General features: G+C 70.4%; 17 protein-coding genes. 1 reads left to right on the forward strand and 16 read right to left on the reverse strand.

The annotated features are described in order from the left end of the window. Positions 1 to 6 precede the first annotated feature (6 nt). The 16 genes from ACH4U8_RS42725 to ACH4U8_RS42800 form a co-directional block, all read right to left on the reverse strand. Entirely contained in the window at positions 7 to 1638 is a 1632-nt protein-coding gene (locus tag ACH4U8_RS42725; RefSeq protein WP_395783791.1) for an urease subunit alpha, read from the reverse strand. Further along, entirely contained in the window at positions 1635 to 2306 is a 672-nt protein-coding gene (gene ureA, locus ACH4U8_RS42730; protein WP_395783793.1) for an urease subunit gamma, read from the reverse strand. The genes ACH4U8_RS42725 and ureA overlap by 4 nt, the downstream gene beginning before the upstream one ends. After that, positions 2297 to 2695, reverse strand: a complete 399-nt coding sequence (locus ACH4U8_RS42735; RefSeq protein ID WP_395783795.1) for a (2Fe-2S)-binding protein — start codon at positions 2693 to 2695, stop codon at positions 2297 to 2299. The genes ureA and ACH4U8_RS42735 overlap by 10 nt, the downstream gene beginning before the upstream one ends. Further along, positions 2686 to 5958: a molybdopterin cofactor-binding domain-containing protein gene (locus ACH4U8_RS42740; RefSeq protein WP_395783797.1), complete on the reverse strand. Its 3273-nt coding sequence runs from the start codon at positions 5956 to 5958 to the stop codon at positions 2686 to 2688. Before ACH4U8_RS42740 ends, ACH4U8_RS42735 begins: the two co-directional genes overlap by 10 nt. Beyond that, complete coding sequence (locus tag ACH4U8_RS42745) at positions 5955 to 6752, reverse strand: ABC transporter ATP-binding protein (RefSeq protein ID WP_395783799.1); 798 nt, start codon at positions 6750 to 6752, stop codon at positions 5955 to 5957. The genes ACH4U8_RS42740 and ACH4U8_RS42745 overlap by 4 nt, the downstream gene beginning before the upstream one ends. Further along, positions 6749 to 7693 carry an ABC transporter ATP-binding protein gene (locus ACH4U8_RS42750; protein ID WP_395783801.1) on the reverse strand — a complete coding sequence of 315 codons (945 nt, stop codon included), beginning with the start codon at positions 7691 to 7693 and terminating at the stop codon, positions 6749 to 6751. The genes ACH4U8_RS42745 and ACH4U8_RS42750 overlap by 4 nt, the downstream gene beginning before the upstream one ends. Further along, positions 7693 to 8514 (reverse strand): ABC transporter permease, encoded by an 822-nt coding sequence (locus ACH4U8_RS42755; RefSeq protein ID WP_395783803.1) that lies wholly within the window; start codon positions 8512 to 8514, stop codon positions 7693 to 7695. The genes ACH4U8_RS42750 and ACH4U8_RS42755 overlap by 1 nt, the downstream gene beginning before the upstream one ends. Then, positions 8511 to 9464: an ABC transporter permease gene (locus ACH4U8_RS42760; RefSeq protein WP_395783805.1), complete on the reverse strand. Its 954-nt coding sequence runs from the start codon at positions 9462 to 9464 to the stop codon at positions 8511 to 8513. Before ACH4U8_RS42760 ends, ACH4U8_RS42755 begins: the two co-directional genes overlap by 4 nt. After that, positions 9448 to 11076: an ABC transporter substrate-binding protein gene (locus ACH4U8_RS42765; RefSeq protein WP_395783807.1), complete on the reverse strand. Its 1629-nt coding sequence runs from the start codon at positions 11074 to 11076 to the stop codon at positions 9448 to 9450. The genes ACH4U8_RS42760 and ACH4U8_RS42765 overlap by 17 nt, the downstream gene beginning before the upstream one ends. 11 nt (positions 11077 to 11087) lie before the next feature. Next, entirely contained in the window at positions 11088 to 12473 is a 1386-nt protein-coding gene (locus tag ACH4U8_RS42770) for an NAD-dependent succinate-semialdehyde dehydrogenase (RefSeq protein ID WP_395783810.1), read from the reverse strand. A gap of 83 nt (positions 12474 to 12556) precedes the next feature. Continuing rightward, a complete protein-coding gene (locus ACH4U8_RS42775; protein ID WP_395783812.1) occupies positions 12557 to 13513 on the reverse strand; it encodes a hypothetical protein in 957 nt (318 codons plus the stop codon). Then, positions 13513 to 14532 carry a dihydrodipicolinate synthase family protein gene (locus tag ACH4U8_RS42780; RefSeq protein ID WP_395783814.1) on the reverse strand — a complete coding sequence of 340 codons (1020 nt, stop codon included), beginning with the start codon at positions 14530 to 14532 and terminating at the stop codon, positions 13513 to 13515. The genes ACH4U8_RS42775 and ACH4U8_RS42780 overlap by 1 nt, the downstream gene beginning before the upstream one ends. Before the next feature lie 69 nt (positions 14533 to 14601). Beyond that, complete coding sequence (locus tag ACH4U8_RS42785) at positions 14602 to 15483, reverse strand: VOC family protein (protein WP_395783816.1); 882 nt, start codon at positions 15481 to 15483, stop codon at positions 14602 to 14604. Then, the gene (locus ACH4U8_RS42790) at positions 15480 to 15734 is read right to left on the reverse strand and encodes a hypothetical protein (RefSeq protein ID WP_395783818.1); all 255 of its coding nucleotides are present in this window, start codon (positions 15732 to 15734) and stop codon (positions 15480 to 15482) included. The genes ACH4U8_RS42785 and ACH4U8_RS42790 overlap by 4 nt, the downstream gene beginning before the upstream one ends. Then, the gene (locus ACH4U8_RS42795) at positions 15706 to 16197 is read right to left on the reverse strand and encodes an aromatic-ring-hydroxylating dioxygenase subunit beta (protein ID WP_395783820.1); all 492 of its coding nucleotides are present in this window, start codon (positions 16195 to 16197) and stop codon (positions 15706 to 15708) included. Before ACH4U8_RS42795 ends, ACH4U8_RS42790 begins: the two co-directional genes overlap by 29 nt. After that, the gene (locus ACH4U8_RS42800; RefSeq protein ID WP_395783822.1) at positions 16194 to 17519 is read right to left on the reverse strand and encodes a Rieske 2Fe-2S domain-containing protein; all 1326 of its coding nucleotides are present in this window, start codon (positions 17517 to 17519) and stop codon (positions 16194 to 16196) included. Before ACH4U8_RS42800 ends, ACH4U8_RS42795 begins: the two co-directional genes overlap by 4 nt. 107 nt (positions 17520 to 17626) lie before the next feature. On the opposite strand from ACH4U8_RS42800, the gene ACH4U8_RS42805 reads away from it, so the two are divergent. Then, the gene (locus tag ACH4U8_RS42805; protein ID WP_395783824.1) at positions 17627 to 18280 is read left to right on the forward strand and encodes a GntR family transcriptional regulator; all 654 of its coding nucleotides are present in this window, start codon (positions 17627 to 17629) and stop codon (positions 18278 to 18280) included. Positions 18281 to 18314 lie beyond the last annotated feature (34 nt).

Here is an 18314-nt window from a genome sequence, read left to right on the forward strand (position 1 = left end):
TTGCACTCACAGGAAGTAGAGGCGATTGAGGGGGACCGAGTCGACGGCGTCGCTGTGGATCGGCATACCGTCCAGAGTGACCCGTCCGGTGGTGGACTCGACGCGGACCGCGCCGGTACGCCGGTTCAGCACCATGTCGGGAAGCCCGATACCGCGTGTTCCTTGCACCGCGACCCTTCGCCGCCGCGTGGGCAGGAGATCGGAGCCGATGAACCCCTGATTGACGAACGCGACGGAGATCTCCGCAGGTGTGGCGCCGTGCGCACCGAACTGCGGGCCGAGCACCCGCGGTTCGGCGCTCTCCACGGCGGCGTTCGGGTCGCCGGTGACGCCGTATGCGGGGAAACCCGACTTCAGGACGAGTTGCGGCTTCGCGCCGAAGTAGGCGGGCTCCCACAGCACGATGTCGGCCATCTTGCCCGTCTCGATCGACCCGATCTCGTGTGCGAGGCCGTGCGCGATGGCCGGGTTGATGGTGAGCTTGGCGAGGTAGCGCAGCACACGGTCGTTGTCGTGGCCGTCGGTCTCGCCGCCGCGCATCTTGGCCGCGAGTTGCAGCGTGCGGCGCACGGTCTCGCCCGCGCGCCCCATGCCCTGCGCGTCCGACGACGTGATCGGGATGACGCCGAGCTCGTGCAGCATGTCCTCGGCGCCCATGGTCCCGGCCCGAATGCGGTCGCGCGCGATGACCACGTCGGACGGCAGTTCGGTCTTGAGTCCGTGGCAGGACACGATCATGTCGAAGTGCTCGGCGAGCGCATCGCGGCCGAACGGCAGCGTCGGATTGGTCGACGAGCCGATCACGTTGGGCTCGCCGGCCAGGCGCAACACGTCCGGGACGTGGCCGCCGCCGCAGCCCTCGATGTGGAAGGCGTGGATCGTGCGTCCGTCGAGAACGGCCAGGGTGTCCGCGACCGACAGGCTCTCGTTGAGGCCGTCGGTGTGCAGGGCCACCTGGACGTCGTATTCCTCGGCGACGGTCAGCGCGGTGTCCAGGGCGCGCGAGTGCGCGCCCATGTCCTCGTGCACCTTGAACCCGCACGCGCCGCCCTCCCGAAGTGCGCGGACCAGGGACTCCGGGTCGGAAGCGGATCCGCGGGCCAGGAATCCGATGTTGACCGGCCACGCGTCGAAGGCGCCGAAGGCGTGCCGCAGAGCCCAGGGGGAGTTCACCCCGACGCCCCACACCGGGCCGAACTCCTGCCCGATGATGGTGGTGACGCCGGATGCCAGCGACGCTTCCATGATCCGTGGCGACATCAGGTGGACGTGGGTGTCGATCGCTCCGGCGGTGGCGATCAATCCCTCTCCGGAAATGATCGTCGTGCCGGTCCCGGTGACGACGTCCACGCCGTCGAGGGTGTCCGGGTTGCCGGCGCGGCCGATCGCGCTGATCCGCCCGTCGGTGATCCCGATCGAGGCGGTGCGTATCCCGGCCACCGGGTCGAGGATCAGGACGTTGCTGATGACCAGGTCGCACGAGGTACCCCTGGCCCTCAGGTGCAGGCCGTCGCGGGCGGTCTTGCCGAAGCCCGCGAGGAATTCGTCGCCGGGCCGCTGCGAGTCGTGTTCCACCTCCACGACGAGCCCGGAGTCGCCCAGCCGGACGCGGTCGCCTTTGCGGGGGCCGTGGATCACTGTTCCTCCTCCATGTATCCGCAGGCCAGTGCCTTCGCCAGGGCCTGTTCGAACGCGCCGGGCGCGTCCAGCGGCCCGTCCACGAGGCCGGCGAAGCCGATCACCACGCGCTCCCCGCCGATCGGGACCAGGTCGACCGTCCGGCTCGTGCCGGGATCGAAGCGGACGGTGGCGCCGGCGGGTATCGCCAGGCGTCTGCCGTACGCCTCAGCCCGGTCGAACCGCAGCCTCGGGTTGACCTCGAAGAAGTGGAAATGCGACGTCACGCTGATGGGCACCGTCGCGGAGTTCGTCACCGAGACGGACACGACGTTGTCGTACACGACCGGGTCCTGCTCGGCCTCCTCGACCCAGGATCCGCCCTCGACGCCGAACGGATCGGTGACGACGGCGAGCCGGGTTCCGTCGTCGAACACGGCCTCGACCTGGACCTCGAAGACGACGTCCACGACACCGGGCAGCACGTCGTCGGGCCCCAGCAGCGTCCTGCCCGCCGCGATCGCTTCCGCGAGCCGCAGTCCGTCGCGGGCGGCTTCCGCCACGGTGTCGGCAATGAGCGCCGTTGCCTCCGGGACGTTGAGGCGCAGCCCGCGCGCGCGGCGGGCGCGGGCGAGTTCGGCGGCGGTGAACAGCAGGAGCCGGTCGCGTTCCGTGGGATTCAGGAGCATGCCGACTCCCTGGCGCGCAGGATGCCGGCGTAGCCGGTACAGCGGCAGATGTTGCCGGACGGGTCCGCCCCGCCATACGCGGCTACCACCTGGCCGGGCGTGCAGAACCCGCACTGGAACCCGCCTTCTTCGGCGAACGCGCGGCACAGCCCCGGGGCGGCCTCGGCCACGCCCTCGACCGTGGTCACCTCGCCCGAGACACGGACGGCCAGGGTCAGGCAGGACACGACGGCTCGGCCGTCCACCAGCACCGTGCACGCCCCGCATTCCCCGACGCCGCAGGCCTCCTTGGTGCCGGTCAGGCCGAGCGGCCCGCGGATCACGTCGAGCAGGCGGTCCCCGGGCGAGGCGTCTACCTCGTGCGGGGTGCCGTTGACCATCAGGCGCATGCTTCCTCCAGGAGACGGGTCAACAGGCCCGTCCCGGCGTCGAGTTTCCAGGCGTTGTCGCGCAACGGGTGCGCATCGCGCGTCCACGCGCCGGCCGCGTGCTCGGGCGCCGCGCCGGCCAGGACGAGGCGTTCGACCTCGTGGGCGCGATACGGCACCGGGGCCACGCCACCGAGCACGACCCGGCATTGCGAGCGATCCGCGGCAATCGACACCGCCGCCGAGACGGTCGCGAATCCGCCGTCCCACAGTCGGGACTTCGCGAAGACCGTCGTGCGTCGGCGCGCGGCGGCCGGCACCCGTAGGGCGATGACGATCTCGTCCCGGCCGATCACCGTCTCCCCGGGGCCGCTGTACAACTCGGCGACGGGAAGGGCGCGGGTCTGCGTGCGCACCACGGCGTCCAGCGCGGTGAGGGTGGTCGCGAGGTCGGACGGGGTCACCGCCTGGCAGCGATGACCGTCGATGACCGCGTGGTGGAACCGGTGGTCGCCCAGGACCGCGTAGCACGGTGACGCGGGTCCGCTGCGCTTGTAGCAGTCGAACCCGTGACGGTAGAACCAGCAGCGCTTGTCCTGGAGGAGGTTGCCCGCCACGGTCGCCATGCCGCGGATCTGCGTCGAGGCGATCTGCCGGGCCGTGTCCCGCAGCGCCGCGCCGACGGCGTCGGACCGCTCCAGTTCGGCCAGCGTGACGGCCGCGCCCACGTGCAGGTCGCCCGCCTCGTCGACCACGACGCGCCCGAGTCCGGGGACGCGGGTGAGGTCGACCAACACCTCGGGGGCCACCAGCCGCTGCTTTCGCGCGACCAGCAGGTCGGTGCCGCCGGCGATGACCTTCGCCGTCTTGTTCGCGGCCAACAGCGTCGCGGCCTCGGCGACGGTGGACGGTTGGTGGACGGCGTCGATCGGGCCGGTCCGCGGCGGCCGGGCCAAGCGGGTGCCGAATCGGTGCAGGACCGCGTGCAGGCCCCTGGGGTAGGCCCATCGGATCGCGCCGACCCACCAGCGGTTCGGCCTGCGCCACACCGGCCGGACCGGGGTGCTTCGGCCGAGCGCTCCCAGGATCCGATCGGGCGTCAGCGGTGTCTCCCGCACACGGGTGCCGAGCGCGTGGCCGACCGCGTTGACGAGCGCCGCGCCCGTGGGCAACAGCGTGATCTCGGCCAGACCCTTGGCCCCGTAGGGGCCGATCCGATCGTCGGAGCCCACGAAGTGCACGTCGATCTCGGGCACGTCGGCGGCCCTGGGCATCGCGTAGTCGGCGTAGCCGGAGTTGACCACCCGCCCGCCCTCGAAGATCAGTTCCTCGCCGAGCACGGCGCCGAGGCCGATGACGACACCGCCCTCGACCTGGCCACGCGCGGTCAACGGGTTCAGGATCCGGCCGGAGTCGTGCGCGGCGACGACCTTGACGACGGTGACCGCGCCGGTCGCCCGGTCCACGTCGACCTCGACCGCGTGGGCGGCGAACGAATACGTGGCGGAGATGTCGCCGCCGCCTGTGCCGTCGTCGTCCTCGAAGTCGCCGACGTACTCGGTCTCGACGCTCAGTTCCCCCTCCAGGACCTCGACCAGGTCACCGATGGGCAGGCCGCCTCCCGGACCGGTCGCCTGCCCGTCGGCGAGGGTCACCTCGCCCGGATCGCACGCGAACTTGGCCGCCGCCAAGTCGCGCAGCGCGGCGGCGGCGGCACGTGCGGCCTTGCCGACCGCGTGGGCCGACACGAACGTGCCGCGCGAGGCGCCCGCGCCGGTGTCGTGCGGCGTGCGCTCGGTGTCGGTGGTCACCAACTCCACCCGGTCGAGCTCGACGCCGAGTTCGTGGGCGACCACCTGGGCGAGCATGGTCTTCTGACCGGTTCCGGGATCGCCGACGCCGGTCCGCAGGCGGACCCGGCCGTCGCCGAGGATGTCCACCGCGGCGCCGGACTCGACCATGCCCTCCCTCCGCAGCCCGGTGACGTGGATGGTCGCCGCGACCCCGACCCCGCGCCCGGAGCCGGCCGCCGCGCGCTTGGCGTCCCAGTCGATCTCCCGGCGCACGGTCTCCAGGCATTCCACAAGCCGGGAGGACTTGACGTGCCATCCGGTGACCGCGGTCTCGCCGGGTTCGCCGACCGCGTTCTTGATTCGGAAGTCGATGGGGTCCATGCCCACCGCGTCGGCGAGTTCGTCGGCGATGATCTCCAGGCCGAAGTTGGGCGGGTAGCCGCCCGCGCCGCGGAACGACGACGGGGGCTGTTTGTTGGTGTACACGCAGCGCCCGTGCGCCTCGTAGCCGCGTACCCGGTACGCGGACCCGAGCGCGCTTGCCCCGTAGTGGATCTCGCTGGGCCCGGCCATGTTGTAGGCGCCGTTGTCGCTGACGAAGTCCGCGGCCAGGTAGGTGACCGCGCCGTTGGCATCCGCACCGAACTCCAGTTCCATGTCCCAGGATTGGCGGGACTTGGTGAACGCGAACTCCTCTTCGCGGTCGTGGCCCAGGCGCACGGGTCGCCCGGTCTTCATGCTCAGGGACGCGGCCAACGACTCCAGGTGCGAGATGTCGACGCGAGATCCGAAGTCGCCGCCGACCGCCACCTCGTTGAGGTGCACCTGCTCGGGGTCGAGTCCAAGCACGTGCGCCAGGTCGGCGTGGATGGCGCGGGGGCCTTGGGACGGCGCCCACATCTCCAGTCGCTCGCCGGTCCAGTGCGCGACGACGGTGTGCGGCTCCATGATCGCGTGGGCCTGTTTCGGCGAGACGTATCGGCCCTTGACGACATGCACGGCCGCGCGACGGCCGGCGGTGATGTCGCCGTGGCTCTGCCGGGTCTCGGAGGCGAGGTTGCCGCCCGGGTGGATCGACGGCGCGCCCGAGGCGAGCGCGTCGGCCACCGTCGGCGCCGCCCGCAGCCGCCGGTACCCGACCTTGATCAAGGCCAGTGCCCGGTCCACCTGTTCGCGCGTCTGGGCCGCGACGATCGCGACGGGCTCGCCCACGTGTCGCACGACGTCCCGGGCCAACGGGTACCGGTCCGCGTACGGTCCGCCGTAGTCCAGGTAGCGGCGGTCCGGCAGGTCGTCGGCGGTCAGCACGCACGCCACGCCCGACAGCGCGACGGCCGCCGAGACGTCGATCGACGTGATCCGGGCGTGCGGGTGCGGACTGCGCAGCACGCCGCCGATCAGCATGCCGGGCAGCGCGAGGTCTCCCGCGTAGATCGCACTGCCGCCGGTGCGAGCCTGCCAGTCCACCGGTGGTACGGGGTGCCCGATCACGCGGCGCCTCCCGATGCGAGGGCCTTGCCCGGCACCCAGCCCGGTCCCGGGACACTGGCGCGCAGCCGCCGCGTGTATTCGTGCTGCGGCTCGTCGAGGATCTTGGCCGTCGGGCCGCTTTCCACAACGGCACCCTGGTACATGACGATGGCCTCCTCGGTGATCTGGCGGACGACGGCCAGGTCGTGCGAGATGAGGATGTAGCTGATGGACGTGCGTTCGCGGATGTCGGCGAGCAGGTTCAGCACTTGGGCCTGGATCGAGACGTCGAGCGCCGCGACGGCCTCGTCGAGGATGAGTACCTCCGGCTCGGCGGCCAAGGCTCGCGCGATGGCCACGCGCTGTCGTTGCCCGCCCGACAGCGCACCGGGGCGACCCCGGAGCATGCGGTCGTCCAGGCCCACCAGGTCGGCGAGTTCGCTCACCCGGGCGGCCCGCTGCTCCGCCGACATCGGGAAGTGCACCCTGAGGACCTCGTCCAGGCAGGACGCGATGGTCTGACGCCGGTCGAGTGAGCTGTACGGGTCCTGGAACACCATCTGGATCTTTCGGGCGCGCTCCCGCCGCCGCGCGGTGGATCGCGCTCGCCCCAGCGGCTCGCCGTTGAAGACGATCCGCCCGTCAGTGGGCGTCTCGAGTCCGACCAGCATGCGTGCCGTCGTGGTCTTACCCGAGCCGGACTCGCCGACGATGCCCAGTGAGCCGCCGCGGGCCAGCGCGAACGACACGTCCGCGACGGCGACGTTCGCGCCGAACGTCTTGCGCAACCCGTGCGCCTCGAGGATCGGTGTCATGACAACTCTCCCGCCCGATGGCAGCGCACGCCGTCGACGAAGTCGGGCGCGGTCTCCCGGCATTGGGCGATCGCGTGCGGGCATCGCGGTTCGAACGCGCATCCGTCCTCCACCTCGAACGCCGACAGCGGCTTGCCCGCGATGACCGGCAGCCGCCGGGCGGTCGCGGTCAGGCTGGGGCGCGAGGTCAGGAGCCCGCGGGTGTAGGGGTGGCGTGCCGTCTCGTGGAGCTCTGCCGAGGACAGCGTCTCGACGATCGAACCGGCGTACATCACGCCGATCCGGTCGCACACGGCGCCCGCGAGTTCCAGGTCGTGGGTGATGAACAGCATCGCCACGCCGTGGTCGGCGCGCAGCCGGTGCAGGATGCCCATGACCTCGGACTGGGTCGTCACGTCCAGCGCGGTCGTGGGCTCGTCGGCCAGCAGCAGCTTCGGGTCGCCCATGAGCGCCGAGGCGATCATGACGCGTTGCAGCAGGCCGCCGGAGAGCTGGTGCGGATGCTGGCGCAGCCGCCGGCCGCCGTCGGCGATGCCGACCTCGGCGAGCAGGGCGACCGCCTTGTCCTCGGCCTCGCGCCGCCGCATGCCGAAGTTGGTTCTGGCTCCCTCGGTGAGGAAGTCGCCCACGGTACGCACCGGATTGATGGACGCCCGGGGATCCTGGAAGATCATCGCGACGTCGGCGGCGCGGTACTGCCGCAGCTCGTCCGCCGGGAGCGCAAGCACCGCCTTCCCGTCGAAGGCGATCTCCCCAATGCATTCCGCGCCTTCGGGCAGCAGACGCGCCACCGCCCGGGCGGTCATCGACTTGCCCGATCCGGACTCGCCGATCAGGCCGAAGGCTTCGCCCGCGCCGATCGTGAGCGACGCGTCGTGGATGACGGTGCGCTGCTCGCCTTCGACGCGCAGCCGCACCCGCAGGTTCTTGATCTCCAGCATCACCGGGTCCATTCGTCCAGGCGGTCGCCGAGCAGGTTGAACGCGGCCACCACGACCACGATCAGCGCGCCGGCGTACAGGCATTCCTGCGGGAAGCCCTGAATGATGGACGGCTGGCCCGAGGCCACCATCACGCCCCAGTCCGCGGTCGGCGGCTGCACGCCGAGGCCGAGGAAAGAGATCGCGGCCAGGTCGACCATCGCGTAGCCGAACGTCAGCGTGGACTGCGCGAGGATCAGCGGCATCAGGTTGGGGATCAGGTGCCGCCGGCAGATGGCGAACCCGCTGACCCCCTGGATCGTCAGCGCCATGATGTACGGCCGGCTCCGCTCGCTCAGCGCCGCGCCGCGGACGATGCGGGCGATGTACGGCACGTACGAGATCGCCAGTGCCGCGACGGCGACGGTCAGGCCGGCGCCGAACAACGCGACGACCAGGATCGCCAGGAGCACGCCCGGGAAGGCGAACAGCACGTCCAGGCACCGCGAGACCACTGCGTCCAGCCATCCGCCGCGCCAGGCCGACGCGACCGCGATGACCACGCCGAGCACGGTGGCGAGCACGACGACCAGCAGCGGTCCGGCCAGGCTGGACCTCGCGCCCCAGATCAACCGGGAGGCGAGGTCACGGCCCGACGCGTCGGTGCCGAGCAGGTGCTCGGCCGAACTCCCCTGGAAGGCGTCCATCAGGTTGATGGCGTCCGGGTCGTGCGGCGCCAGCCAGGGGGCCAGCAGTCCGACTACGGCGAGCAGGAGCACGATGCCGAGGGCGACGGCCCCGGAACGTCCGGCAGCCTTGCCTGGTAGCGCAATTGCGGTCATGTCCGGCCCCCTGGGTCGATCCGGGAGTCGATGAGCCTGTAGAGCACGTCGACGACGGTGTTGAGGATCACGAACGTGGCGACGAACAGCAGGACGATCGCCTGGATCACCGGGAAGTCGGACTTGGCGACCGACTCGATCAGGAACGCGCCGACCCCGTTGAGGGTGAAGGCGCGTTCCACGACCAGCGACCCCACCACGAGGCCGGCGACGGTCAGCCCGGAGACCGTCGTGATCGGGACGAGCGCGTTGCGCAGCACATGCCGGCGGATGACCAGCCGGCGCGGGATGCCCCGGCTGACCGCCGTCTCCACGTGCTCCTTGCCCAACTCCTCGCGGATGGCCGCCCGGGTCAGCCGGGCGACCAGCGCGGTGGCGGAGACTGCGAGCGCGATCGCCGGCAGGGTGAGGTGCCAGAGCTCGTCCGCGAGGCCGTCGCCCGGGCCGAAGACGGGGAACCAGCCCAGTCCGGTGGCGAAGACGATGATCAGCACGATCGCGGTGAGGAAGCTGGGTACGGCCATGCCGGCCGTGGTCACCAGCATGATCGCCTTGTCGATCGGCCCCTTGCGGAGCGCGGCGACCAGGCCCAGCGTGATCCCCGCGGTCAGGATGAGCAGCGTCGCGTAGCCGACAAGCAGCACCGTCGTCTGCATCCTGGAGCCGATCAGGTCCACGACGTCCTGCCCGTTGATGATCGACCGCCCCAGGTCGCCGTGCAGCAGGTCGGTCAGCCATTGCCAGTACCGGCTGAGGAACGGGTCGTCCAGGTGATAGTGCGCGCGCAGCGAGGCCAGGGTGTCCGGGGCGACCGGCCGTCCTCCGGTGAGGACTGCGATCGGATCGCCCGGGGCGAGCGACGTGGCACCGAACACCACGAAGCTCGCCGCGAACAGAGTCAACACCAGGCCGATCAGCTTGCGGGCCAAGAATTTACCGAGCTCCGACATCGGCTGCCCACGGGTAGTAGAGGTAGACGAACGATGCCGGGGCGCCGGTGATCCGCTTGCCCAGGAACAGCCGGTTCGCCGGTTCGACGATCGGCAGCACGGAGGAGTCGGCGTTGATCTGCGCCTGGACCTCGATCACCAGCTTGGCCCGGGCCGCCTCGTCGGGGGTCCGTACGGCCTCGTTCAACTTCTTGGTGACCTCGGCGTTGTCGTAGCCGCCGAAGTTGTAGAAGTCGCCGGCCCGGAAGCTGCCGTACATCTGCAGCGGCTCGGGAATGTCGGTGTAGTTGGTGGTGAAAAACGCGTCGACCTGGTTGCGCGCGTCCTTCTCGAAGAAGAACGTGGTGTACGTCGAGGTCGGGAAACCCTGGAGCCGGACGTTGAGCCCGATCTTCTTGCCCGCGTCCTGGACGACGGTGGCCATCTGCGAGTAGAGCGGGAAGTCGGAGACCGCGGCGATGACGATCTCTTCCTTGGGCGAACCGGCTTCCTGGACGAGCTTCTTGGCCGCCTCGATGTCGGTCCGCGCCTCCGGCAGCGCGTTGTAGGCGGCGGAATACGCCTCGGGCGCGTAGCCCCAGGTGCCTGGGCCGACGTAGGCGCGCAGCGGGACGGCTGTGCCCTTGTAGATCTGCTCGACAATGCCCTTGTAGTCGATCGCCAGGCGCAGCGCCTGCCGGATCTTCGGGTTCTGGAGGGGCGACTTCTTCTCGCTGGGCAGCAGCGTCAGCGTCGCCTGCGTCTTGCCCAGGTACAGCGCTCCCGCGCCGCCGGTGCGCAGTTGCGCCAGGCCGGACAGAGGCACGTCATAGGTGCCGTCGATATCCCCGGTCAGCAGGGCGTTGGTGGCCGCGGCCTCGTCGACGACGAAGGAGAACTCGAAGGTTTTGGCCTTGGCCTTGTGCCCCCAGTACGCGTCGTTGCGGACCATGGTGATCGACTTGCCGCTCGTCCAGGACTGGAGCTTGAACGGGCCGGTGCACATGAGCCCGCCGTCGGCCGTGCCGAACTTCTCGCCGGCCGCCTTGGTGTAGGCCGCGCTGCCGATGTTGCCCGCGGGTGTTGCCATCCAGCGGTCGAACATGGCGTCGGGCTCTTTGAGCTTCACGGTGACCTGGTCGGGAGCGGTCTTGGTGATCGACTCGACCTTGTCGTAGTACGTCGCCCAGAAGGAGCCGCCGTCGGGGTCGAGGTGCCGGCTCAGGCTGTAGACCACGTCGTCGGCCGTCAGCGGCGAGCCGTCCCAGAAGGTGACGCCCTGCCGGATCTTGTAGACGTAAGTGTTCGGGTCGGGGTTGGTCGTGGACTCCGCGAGCGCGGGTACGACCTTGAAGTCGGGAGTCAGGCGGTAGAGGCCCTCGCACATGTTGGCGACGACGGTGTTCTCGGAGTAGCTGTAGGCCTTCGCCCAGTCCACCGATGCCGGTTCGCCGTAAGGGAGGTTCCAGACGACCCTGTCGATGTCACGCGACGCCGCGGGCGTCAGGACCGTGTATTTGTCGGCGCCGGAACCGCCGCCGTTCCCCGAACCATCGGTGCTCTTGCCGGTACATCCGGCGGTGACGATCATGCAGGCGGCCATGAGCGCCGCATACGCGTGGATACGTCTCATGAGATCTCCTGTCACCAACAGGTGGCTATGTATTTGGTCTCCAGGAACTCCAGGAGCCCGTCGTGGCCGCCCTCGCGGCCGATTCCGCTCTGCTTGACCCCTCCGAACGGCGCCGCGGGGTCCGACACCAGGCCGCGGTTGAGCGCGACCATGCCGAAGTCGAGTTGCTCGCCGACCCGCAGGCCGCGGGCCAGGTCGCCGGTGTAGACGTACGCCGCGAGCCCGTACTCGGTGTCGTTGGCCGCTGCGACGACCTCGGCTTCGGAGTCGAACCGCACGATGGGGGCCACCGGGCCGAAGATCTCCTGGCGCAGGATCGGCGCGTCGGCGGGGACGTCGGTCAACACCGTTGCCGGGTAGGCGAATCCGGGCCCGGCCGGGATCGCTCCTCCGGTGAGGACCGTGCCGCTGTCGGCGACCAGGGCGTCCACCCGGTCGCGCGCGCCCGCGCTGATGAGCACCGTCTCCTGGTCGGCCAGTGCGGCGGTCAGCCGTGCCGCGAAGTCGTCCGCGATCGACGACTCGACGTAGAAGCGGTTCGCCGCCGTGCAGGCCTGGCCACCGCCGCGCATCTTGGCGATCAGCGCGCCCTCGATCGCGGCGTCGAGGTCGGCGTCGGCGAAGACGACGAACGGGGCGTTGCCGCCCAGTTCCATCGCACAACTCACGACCGTGTCGGCGGCCTCGCGGAGCAGGATGCGGCCGACCTCGGTCGAACCCGTGAACGACAGCTTGGCCACCCGCCGGTCGTGCAGCATGGCCGAGACGACCGGGCCGCTGCGTTCCGCGACCACGACATTGACCACGCCGTCGGGCACGCCCGCCTCGGCCAGAATCTCGGCCACGAGCAGCGCCGTGAGCGGCGTCTCGGACGCCGGCTTGAGCACCACCGTGCAGCCCGCGGCGAGCGCCGGACCGATCTTGCGGGTCGCCATCGCGGCGGGGAAGTTCCACGGGGTGACCAGCACGGCCACGCCGACCGGCTGCCGCAGCACCAGGATCTTGTTGCCGCCCGCCGGGGCGGTGCGCAGGTCCCCGTCGATGCGGACGGCTTCCTCGGAGTACCAGCGGAAGAACTCGGCGGCGTAGGCGACCTCGCCGAGTGCGTCGGCCTTCGACTTGCCGTTCTCGGCCACGATGAGGTCGGCGATCTCCTCGCCGCGCGCCGTCATCAGGTCGAAGGCACGACGCAGGATCTCCGCGCGGGCCCGCGGGGGCGTCGCGGCCCAGGCAGGGCCCGCGTCGTGGGCCGCGGCGACCGCCGCGAGCCCCTCGTCGACGTCGCCGGCGGCGACCGAGGCGATGGTGTCGCCCGTGGCGGGGTCTACCACCTCGATCCGTCGCCCGGAGGCGGCGGGAAGCCAACGGCCGCCGATATACAGATCGGTGGGTGTCACGTGTACGTCTCCAGGAAGAAGGATGTGCGGGATGTCACCGGTCGCGCCGGCCACTGGGCGCCGGCGCGACGGCGCGACCGGGATCAGAGGTTCTGCTTGCGGCTCGTCACGGGCGCGACGAGCCGACCGACGCCACGCTCCTCGGCGCGGCGCAGGATGTGCGCGGCCAGCACGAGGTCCTGTTCGGGGCTGCCGATGGACTTGAACACGCTGTACGGCTGCGCCGGGCGGGGCGGCGCGGCCAGCGCCGCGCCGAGCAGTTCGTACGCCTGGGGATCGAGGGCGGCCTCGATGAGGTCGCCGGACTCTTCCAGGGCGTCCTCGGTGTCGATGACCACGCGCCCGGCCCGGGTGAACAGCTCACCCGAGGCTTCGCGCTGGTCCGGTGCGGTGGACCCGATGGTGGCGACGACCAAGGCGCTGCCCAGGTCGTCCGGCCCGTAGACCACGCTGCTCGCCGCCGTGGCGGAGTAGACGAGGTCCGCGCCGTCCGTCGCCGCGCGGACGGAGGCCACCGGGTGGACCGGGATGCCGAGTTCCTCGCTCATCCGCGCGGCGAAGGCCTCGCGGTTCTCGGACCTGCGGCTGAACACCCGGGCCTGTGGAACGTCGACCACCCGGGTGAGGGCGCGCAGGCCGGCTTGGGCCTCGGCGCCTGAACCGATGACACCGACCACGCCTGCACGGCGCGGCCCGTACAGGCACTCGACCCCGACGGCGGCGGTCGCCGCCGTGCGGAGCGTGGTGATCGAGGCCGCGTCGACCACGCCGATCGGCACGCCGTCGGAGGCGCGGAACAGGTGGCACGCGTACCGGACACCGCTGCCGATCCAGTGGAACTGCTTGTATCCGAACAGGTCCAGGGAGGGCAGCGCCGCAGCGAGGAAGCGGGTGCCGGACTCGCCGCCGGCCCACGCGAACTGCAGTCGTCCACTGACGACCTGGCCTTCGGCTCGGGCAATCGCGGCTTCGCGCGCGGCGGCGAGCGTGTCGTCCAGCGACACGAGGGCGGCCAGGTCCACGGCATCGATCAGACGCATCACTTCGGGTGCCTCCCGACGAAGAACTCGGCGTCGTCGTCGCCGGTGACCGGCAGACCGGCGTTGACCAGCCCACGGCGCAGAGCGCGCATCTGGCCGTCGTCTATGCGCATCTGCGGGAAGCGCACCGGGCCGCCGTTGAACCCGTTCAGCCAACCCTGGTACTTCCACTGCATGCGGTGAACCAGGTTCGCGCCCGCGACGGCCGTGCTGCCGACCGACGAGACGACCCCTCGGGCCGGGTGCAGCCGCCAGTAGATGTCCATGCCCGCCTCGAACGTCTCCGGGTTCTGGAGCAGTTCGAACATCCGGGGGATCTCGGGGCCGTAGTACTCGTAGTTGGAGGTCCCCATCCACGGCATCCCGAAGGTCGGGATCCACGCCGCGCAGTTCATCTCCATCGGGTCGGCCACCAGCACGCGGTCGCGGAACTGCTTGAACACCTGCGCGTTGCCGGAGATGCCCGGGTAGCCGATCTCGTTCTTGATCGCCACGACGTTGGGGATGGTGTCGACCATTTCCTCGAGCCACGCGGGGGCGAACCCGGAGGGGTGCAGCCGCTCGAAGTTCCACATGTCGAGGGCGAAGACCACCATGCCCATGTTCGTGGCGTCGGCCACGGTCTTGGTGAACTCCACGACCTCGTCCGGGCTCTGCGGGTAGAAGGTCAGCGGGTAGGACATCAGGACCAGGTCCACGCCCGCGGCCTCGGCGTCGCGGACCAGGGAGAGGGTGTCGGCGAGTGTCGGCTCGGAGGCCTGGAGGATGGTGACCATGTCGTCGCCGACCTCGTCGACGACGATGTCGATGAAGCGGCGGAACTCCGTCGGCGTGGTGCCGCACTCGGAGACCAGCAGCGCGCCGGTGAAACCGAGCTCGCGTTCGAGGGAGGCGTCGTGCCGGATGGCCGCCTCGTTGAGGTTGTTCAGATCGCCGGTGAACGTCGGCATGAGGCAGCCGGCCACCCCCCGCAGCTCGGACTGGGCCCACGCCCGTGCCTGACCGGGTTCGAACTTCATCAAGTACTCCTTGCTAGGGGCCGCGCACGGCCCGGGGATGGGACCGTCACGGCTTGGTGCCGGGCACCGTTACGGCTGGAGGTAGGGGTCGGGCGCGCCGGTCATCAGCGCGATGCCCTCGTCGGACGGGTCGCCGGTGCCCCAGACGTTGTCCTGCTCGGGGTCGTCCATCGGCCAGACCTTGGCTTCACGGGGATCGGCCTCGTCGAAGACCTCGAGGGCGGAGGTGTACTCCACGACCACGCCGTTGGGGTCGCCGAAGTACGAGAAGACGTTGTCGCCGGGGCCGTGTCGGCCCGGGCCCCACACGGGATCGCTGCCCAGGCCCTGCAGCCGGGCCGAGTCGCGCATGACGCCGTCGATGCTGCCGACCTCGAACGCGATGTGGTTGAGCGAGGTGTGCTCGGCTTGGCCCAGCGCGACCGAGTGGTGGTAGCGGTTGCAGCGCAGGAAGACCATGTAGTCGCCGTAGCGGTCGGAGACGGTGAAGTCGAACAGCTCGCAGTACAGCTCCGCGGTCGCCTCCAGGTCCGGCGTGTTGAGCACGACGTGGCTGATCAGCATCGGCCGGTCGAGGAAGGGCACGTGGGGAACCGGGTCGGGCCGGGCCTTGTCGGCGTGTGCCACTTCGAGCAGCAGCCCGCTGCCGTCGCGAAGGCGGGTGCGGTAAGCCCCTTCGTCGTCGACGCCGGGCTCCTCGACGAGCCGCAGCCCGAGCCTTTGGACGCGGGCGGCGACGTCGTCCACGGCGCGGCGGCTCGCGGCGCCGAGGGAGATGTGGTCGATGCCGAGCGCCGGGCCTTCGCTCAGCCTCACCAGCGGGCGGGCGTCGGCGGTGCCGCGGAGGCCGGCGTCGGTGGGGACGAGCCCGAACGCGTCGCCGAGGAAGGAACCGGAGGCGTCGGGGTTCGGCATCCGGAGTGCGACGTGGCGCACGGAACGGACGGTCATCGGTCGTTCTCCGTCACGAGGGTGAGGATGCGGGAGATCTGGTCGGGGGTGAGTCGCGTGATGGCATCGAGGGCCATGGGGTCGAGCAGGACCGTGCGGTCCTGGCGTTCGGAGCGCACCTCGATGCGGGATGCGTTGCCGAAGCGGACCTTGCGCAGTCGGATGCTCGCGAACTCGTTGGCGAGACGCAGCTCGGGTCCGTCCGGGCCCGGGCTCGACGCGTCAGTAGACGGGGATGAGCTGGCCGGCACTGGGCACCTCCACATCGAGGTGGACCGTGCGGGCCGCCAGCAGGAATCCGCGCTCCGGGTCGCCGCGCAGGACGTCGACGCGCCCGGCGGTGGCCAGCGTGTTCTCCTCGCTGGAGCGCGACCTGGCGACGAGAACGTTGCTGCGCACCTCCCACTCGTCCGGGCCGAGCGGGCACACCCGGATGTTGGAGACGAAGTGGCGCAGGAAGTGCCGCGGCCGGTCGCTCCAGGCGTACTCGGAGGAGACCCGGTCGAAGCGCATCCGCAGTGAGCCCTTGGACTCGCGCGAGATGGGCATCCGGCTGGAGTACTGCTCCTCGTCCGGGCTCTGCGGGGTGATCGGCTGCGGTACTTCGTACCGGAAGTCGTCGGCGAGCAGCGCGAGCCAGTCGGAGTACCGGGCCTCGTCGAGCGCCGCCGACTCCTCGTACAGGAACTGCCCGATCGCTTCGGTGAGGGTCACGCCCCCTCCTTCGTGTCCTTCATGTACCGCAGCCAGGTGCCGTAGAAGGCCCGGTGGGTGTACTCGCTGTGGTCGTGCGGTACCGATTCCCCCGGCCCGGCCCAGTCGTCGGGATCCGGCCTGGGCAGGTTGGTGCCCAGGGAGTAGTCCAGGTCGGTGTCGTGGGCGAGCGCCCCGTCCGCCGTGACGCTGACGCAGGTGAAGTTGTCGACGTCGTCCCCCTCGAAGAGCACCGCGGCGGCGCCGTGGGTACGCACGCAGGCCACGACCGACTTCTGCTTCCACTCCTCGTCGGCGCCGCGCGGCACCAGGGCGAAGTTGTACAGCTCGGTCGTGTCGGGGGTGACGGGCTGGGCGAGGCGCAGCACCGTGAAGGAGACGGGTTCGGCTTCGTCACCCGTGTAGGTGATGGCCGTCTGGATGAACGACAGGTTCGGGAAGACGTTGCCGTGCACCACGTCGGAGTTGGCGAGCACGCTCAGCGTCTCGGGCCCGGCATTCGCCGCCAAGTCGTCCCGCAGGTTCTCGGGATACCCGGGGTAGGGCGGCTCGGCGTACTCCGGCGGCAGGTAGCCGACCCGCGCGGTGTGGCCTTGCGGGGTCCAGACGACGCGCCCGGTGGGCTTGCCGACCTCGCCCCCCTCCTCGTCCTCGCCGAACAGGCCCGACTCGATCGGCACCCGGTGGGTGTAGGGCAGGTGGTAGCCGTCGCCGCCGAAGTTCTCGCAGCTCAGCTTCCAGTTCGCCTTGATCGTGTACCGCTGCGGCGGGCCCGCCACCTCCCAGCCGCCGGTCGCGGTGCCCAGGAGCGCGTCGAGGTACCACGCGATGTCACCGAGCGACTCGGCGAGCGACGGCCCGTCCTCGGCCCAGGTCGCGAAGACCAGGCCCTGGTAGACCTCGGTCCGGGCGCGGCGCAGGTCGCGCGAGGGCTTGTCGAAGCCACCGTAGGAGGGTCGGGCCTCCGGGACGCCGCGCAGGCGTCCCGAGTTGTCGAACGTCCAGGCGTGGTACGGGCACATGAAGTGCGAGGTGTTGCCCAGTGTCGCCTTGCACAGGAGCGTGCCCCGGTGCGTGCAGGCGTTGCGCATCACCCGGACCTGCCCGTCCTCGCCGCGGGCGACGATGACCTGGTCGCGGCCCATCCGGCGGGTCACGTAGTCGCCGGCCTCGGCGACCTCCGACTCGTGCGCGACGAAGAGCCACGTCTTGGTGAAGATCCGGGTCAGCTCCGCATCCAGGACCGCTGCGTCGCCGAAGACCGATTGGGGCACCGAACTGCAATCCGGCGCGAACCGGTCGAAGATCTCGGTGAGAGTCATGAACACCTCTCTTGTCTGCAAGTTCCGCTCATCTTCCATGCAAGTTGCCCGCAAGGCAATACTCATGTTGTATTGTTTTGGCGACGGCATGCATATACCTTCCATGCATGTCGTCAACAAGAACTGGAAGCGGGGGCTTGTCCGCCCCCGAGCGGGCCTACGCACACATTCGCGAGCGTCTGTTCGACGGCACCTACGCCGGTGGCATGATGCTCAGCGAGGGTGAGATCGCCGAGTCGCTGGCCATGAGCCGGACACCGGTCCACGAAGCCCTTCTGCGCTGCGAGTTCGAAGGCCATGTCCGCCTCTACCCCAAGCGGGGCGCCCTCGTCCTCCCGGTCAGCGCCAAGGAGATCCAGGAAGTCCTGGTCACCAGGGGGCTGATCGAGGTCTATGCCGTCGAGCAGGCCGGCGCGTCGGGAGCCCTGGGCCCCGGACTGCTGGAGATGGTCGACGCGCAGGCCGCGTTGCTCGCGGAAGGCGAGGACGACAAGTTCTCCGCCGCCGACGACGACTTCCACCGCCGGATCGTGGTGGCCACCGGCAACAGCCTTCTGAGCAAGGCATACGCCCTGGCCCGAGACGTCCCCCTGCGGGTCGGCAACAGCAACCTGCGGAACGACCCCGGGCGTGCCGAGCAGGTCATCGCCGAACACCGGGCCATCGCGCAGGCCGTCGCCGACCGCGACCCCGCCGCCGCCCGGGCGGCGGTCGAAGCCCACCTCGACCACGCCATGCAGAGCCTTCTCCGCGCCATCTGAAACGGCGCCCTCAGACGTCCCTCAGCACAAACCG

It is taken from the genome of Embleya sp. NPDC020886 (assembly GCF_044333915.1).
In the GTDB taxonomy this organism is placed as follows: Bacteria; Actinomycetota; Actinomycetes; order Streptomycetales; family Streptomycetaceae; genus Embleya.

Coding starts and splice junctions, on each gene's coding strand:
- ureA (WP_395783793.1), bottom strand. CDS start 2,306: ATGCTCCTGAATCCCACGGAACGCGACCGGCTCCTGCTGTTCACCGCC.
- ACH4U8_RS42735 (WP_395783795.1), bottom strand. CDS start 2,695: ATGCGCCTGATGGTCAACGGCACCCCGCACGAGGTAGACGCCTCGCCC.
- ACH4U8_RS42745 (WP_395783799.1), bottom strand. CDS start 6,752: ATGACACCGATCCTCGAGGCGCACGGGTTGCGCAAGACGTTCGGCGCG.
- ACH4U8_RS42750 (WP_395783801.1), bottom strand. CDS start 7,693: ATGCTGGAGATCAAGAACCTGCGGGTGCGGCTGCGCGTCGAAGGCGAG.
- ACH4U8_RS42755 (WP_395783803.1), bottom strand. CDS start 8,514: ATGACCGCAATTGCGCTACCAGGCAAGGCTGCCGGACGTTCCGGGGCC.
- ACH4U8_RS42760 (WP_395783805.1), bottom strand. CDS start 9,464: ATGTCGGAGCTCGGTAAATTCTTGGCCCGCAAGCTGATCGGCCTGGTG.
- ACH4U8_RS42765 (WP_395783807.1), bottom strand. CDS start 11,076: ATGAGACGTATCCACGCGTATGCGGCGCTCATGGCCGCCTGCATGATC.
- ACH4U8_RS42775 (WP_395783812.1), bottom strand. CDS start 13,513: ATGCGTCTGATCGATGCCGTGGACCTGGCCGCCCTCGTGTCGCTGGAC.
- ACH4U8_RS42780 (WP_395783814.1), bottom strand. CDS start 14,532: ATGAAGTTCGAACCCGGTCAGGCACGGGCGTGGGCCCAGTCCGAGCTG.
- ACH4U8_RS42785 (WP_395783816.1), bottom strand. CDS start 15,483: ATGACCGTCCGTTCCGTGCGCCACGTCGCACTCCGGATGCCGAACCCC.
- ACH4U8_RS42800 (WP_395783822.1), bottom strand. CDS start 17,519: ATGACTCTCACCGAGATCTTCGACCGGTTCGCGCCGGATTGCAGTTCG.
- ACH4U8_RS42805 (WP_395783824.1), top strand. CDS start 17,627: ATGTCGTCAACAAGAACTGGAAGCGGGGGCTTGTCCGCCCCCGAGCGG.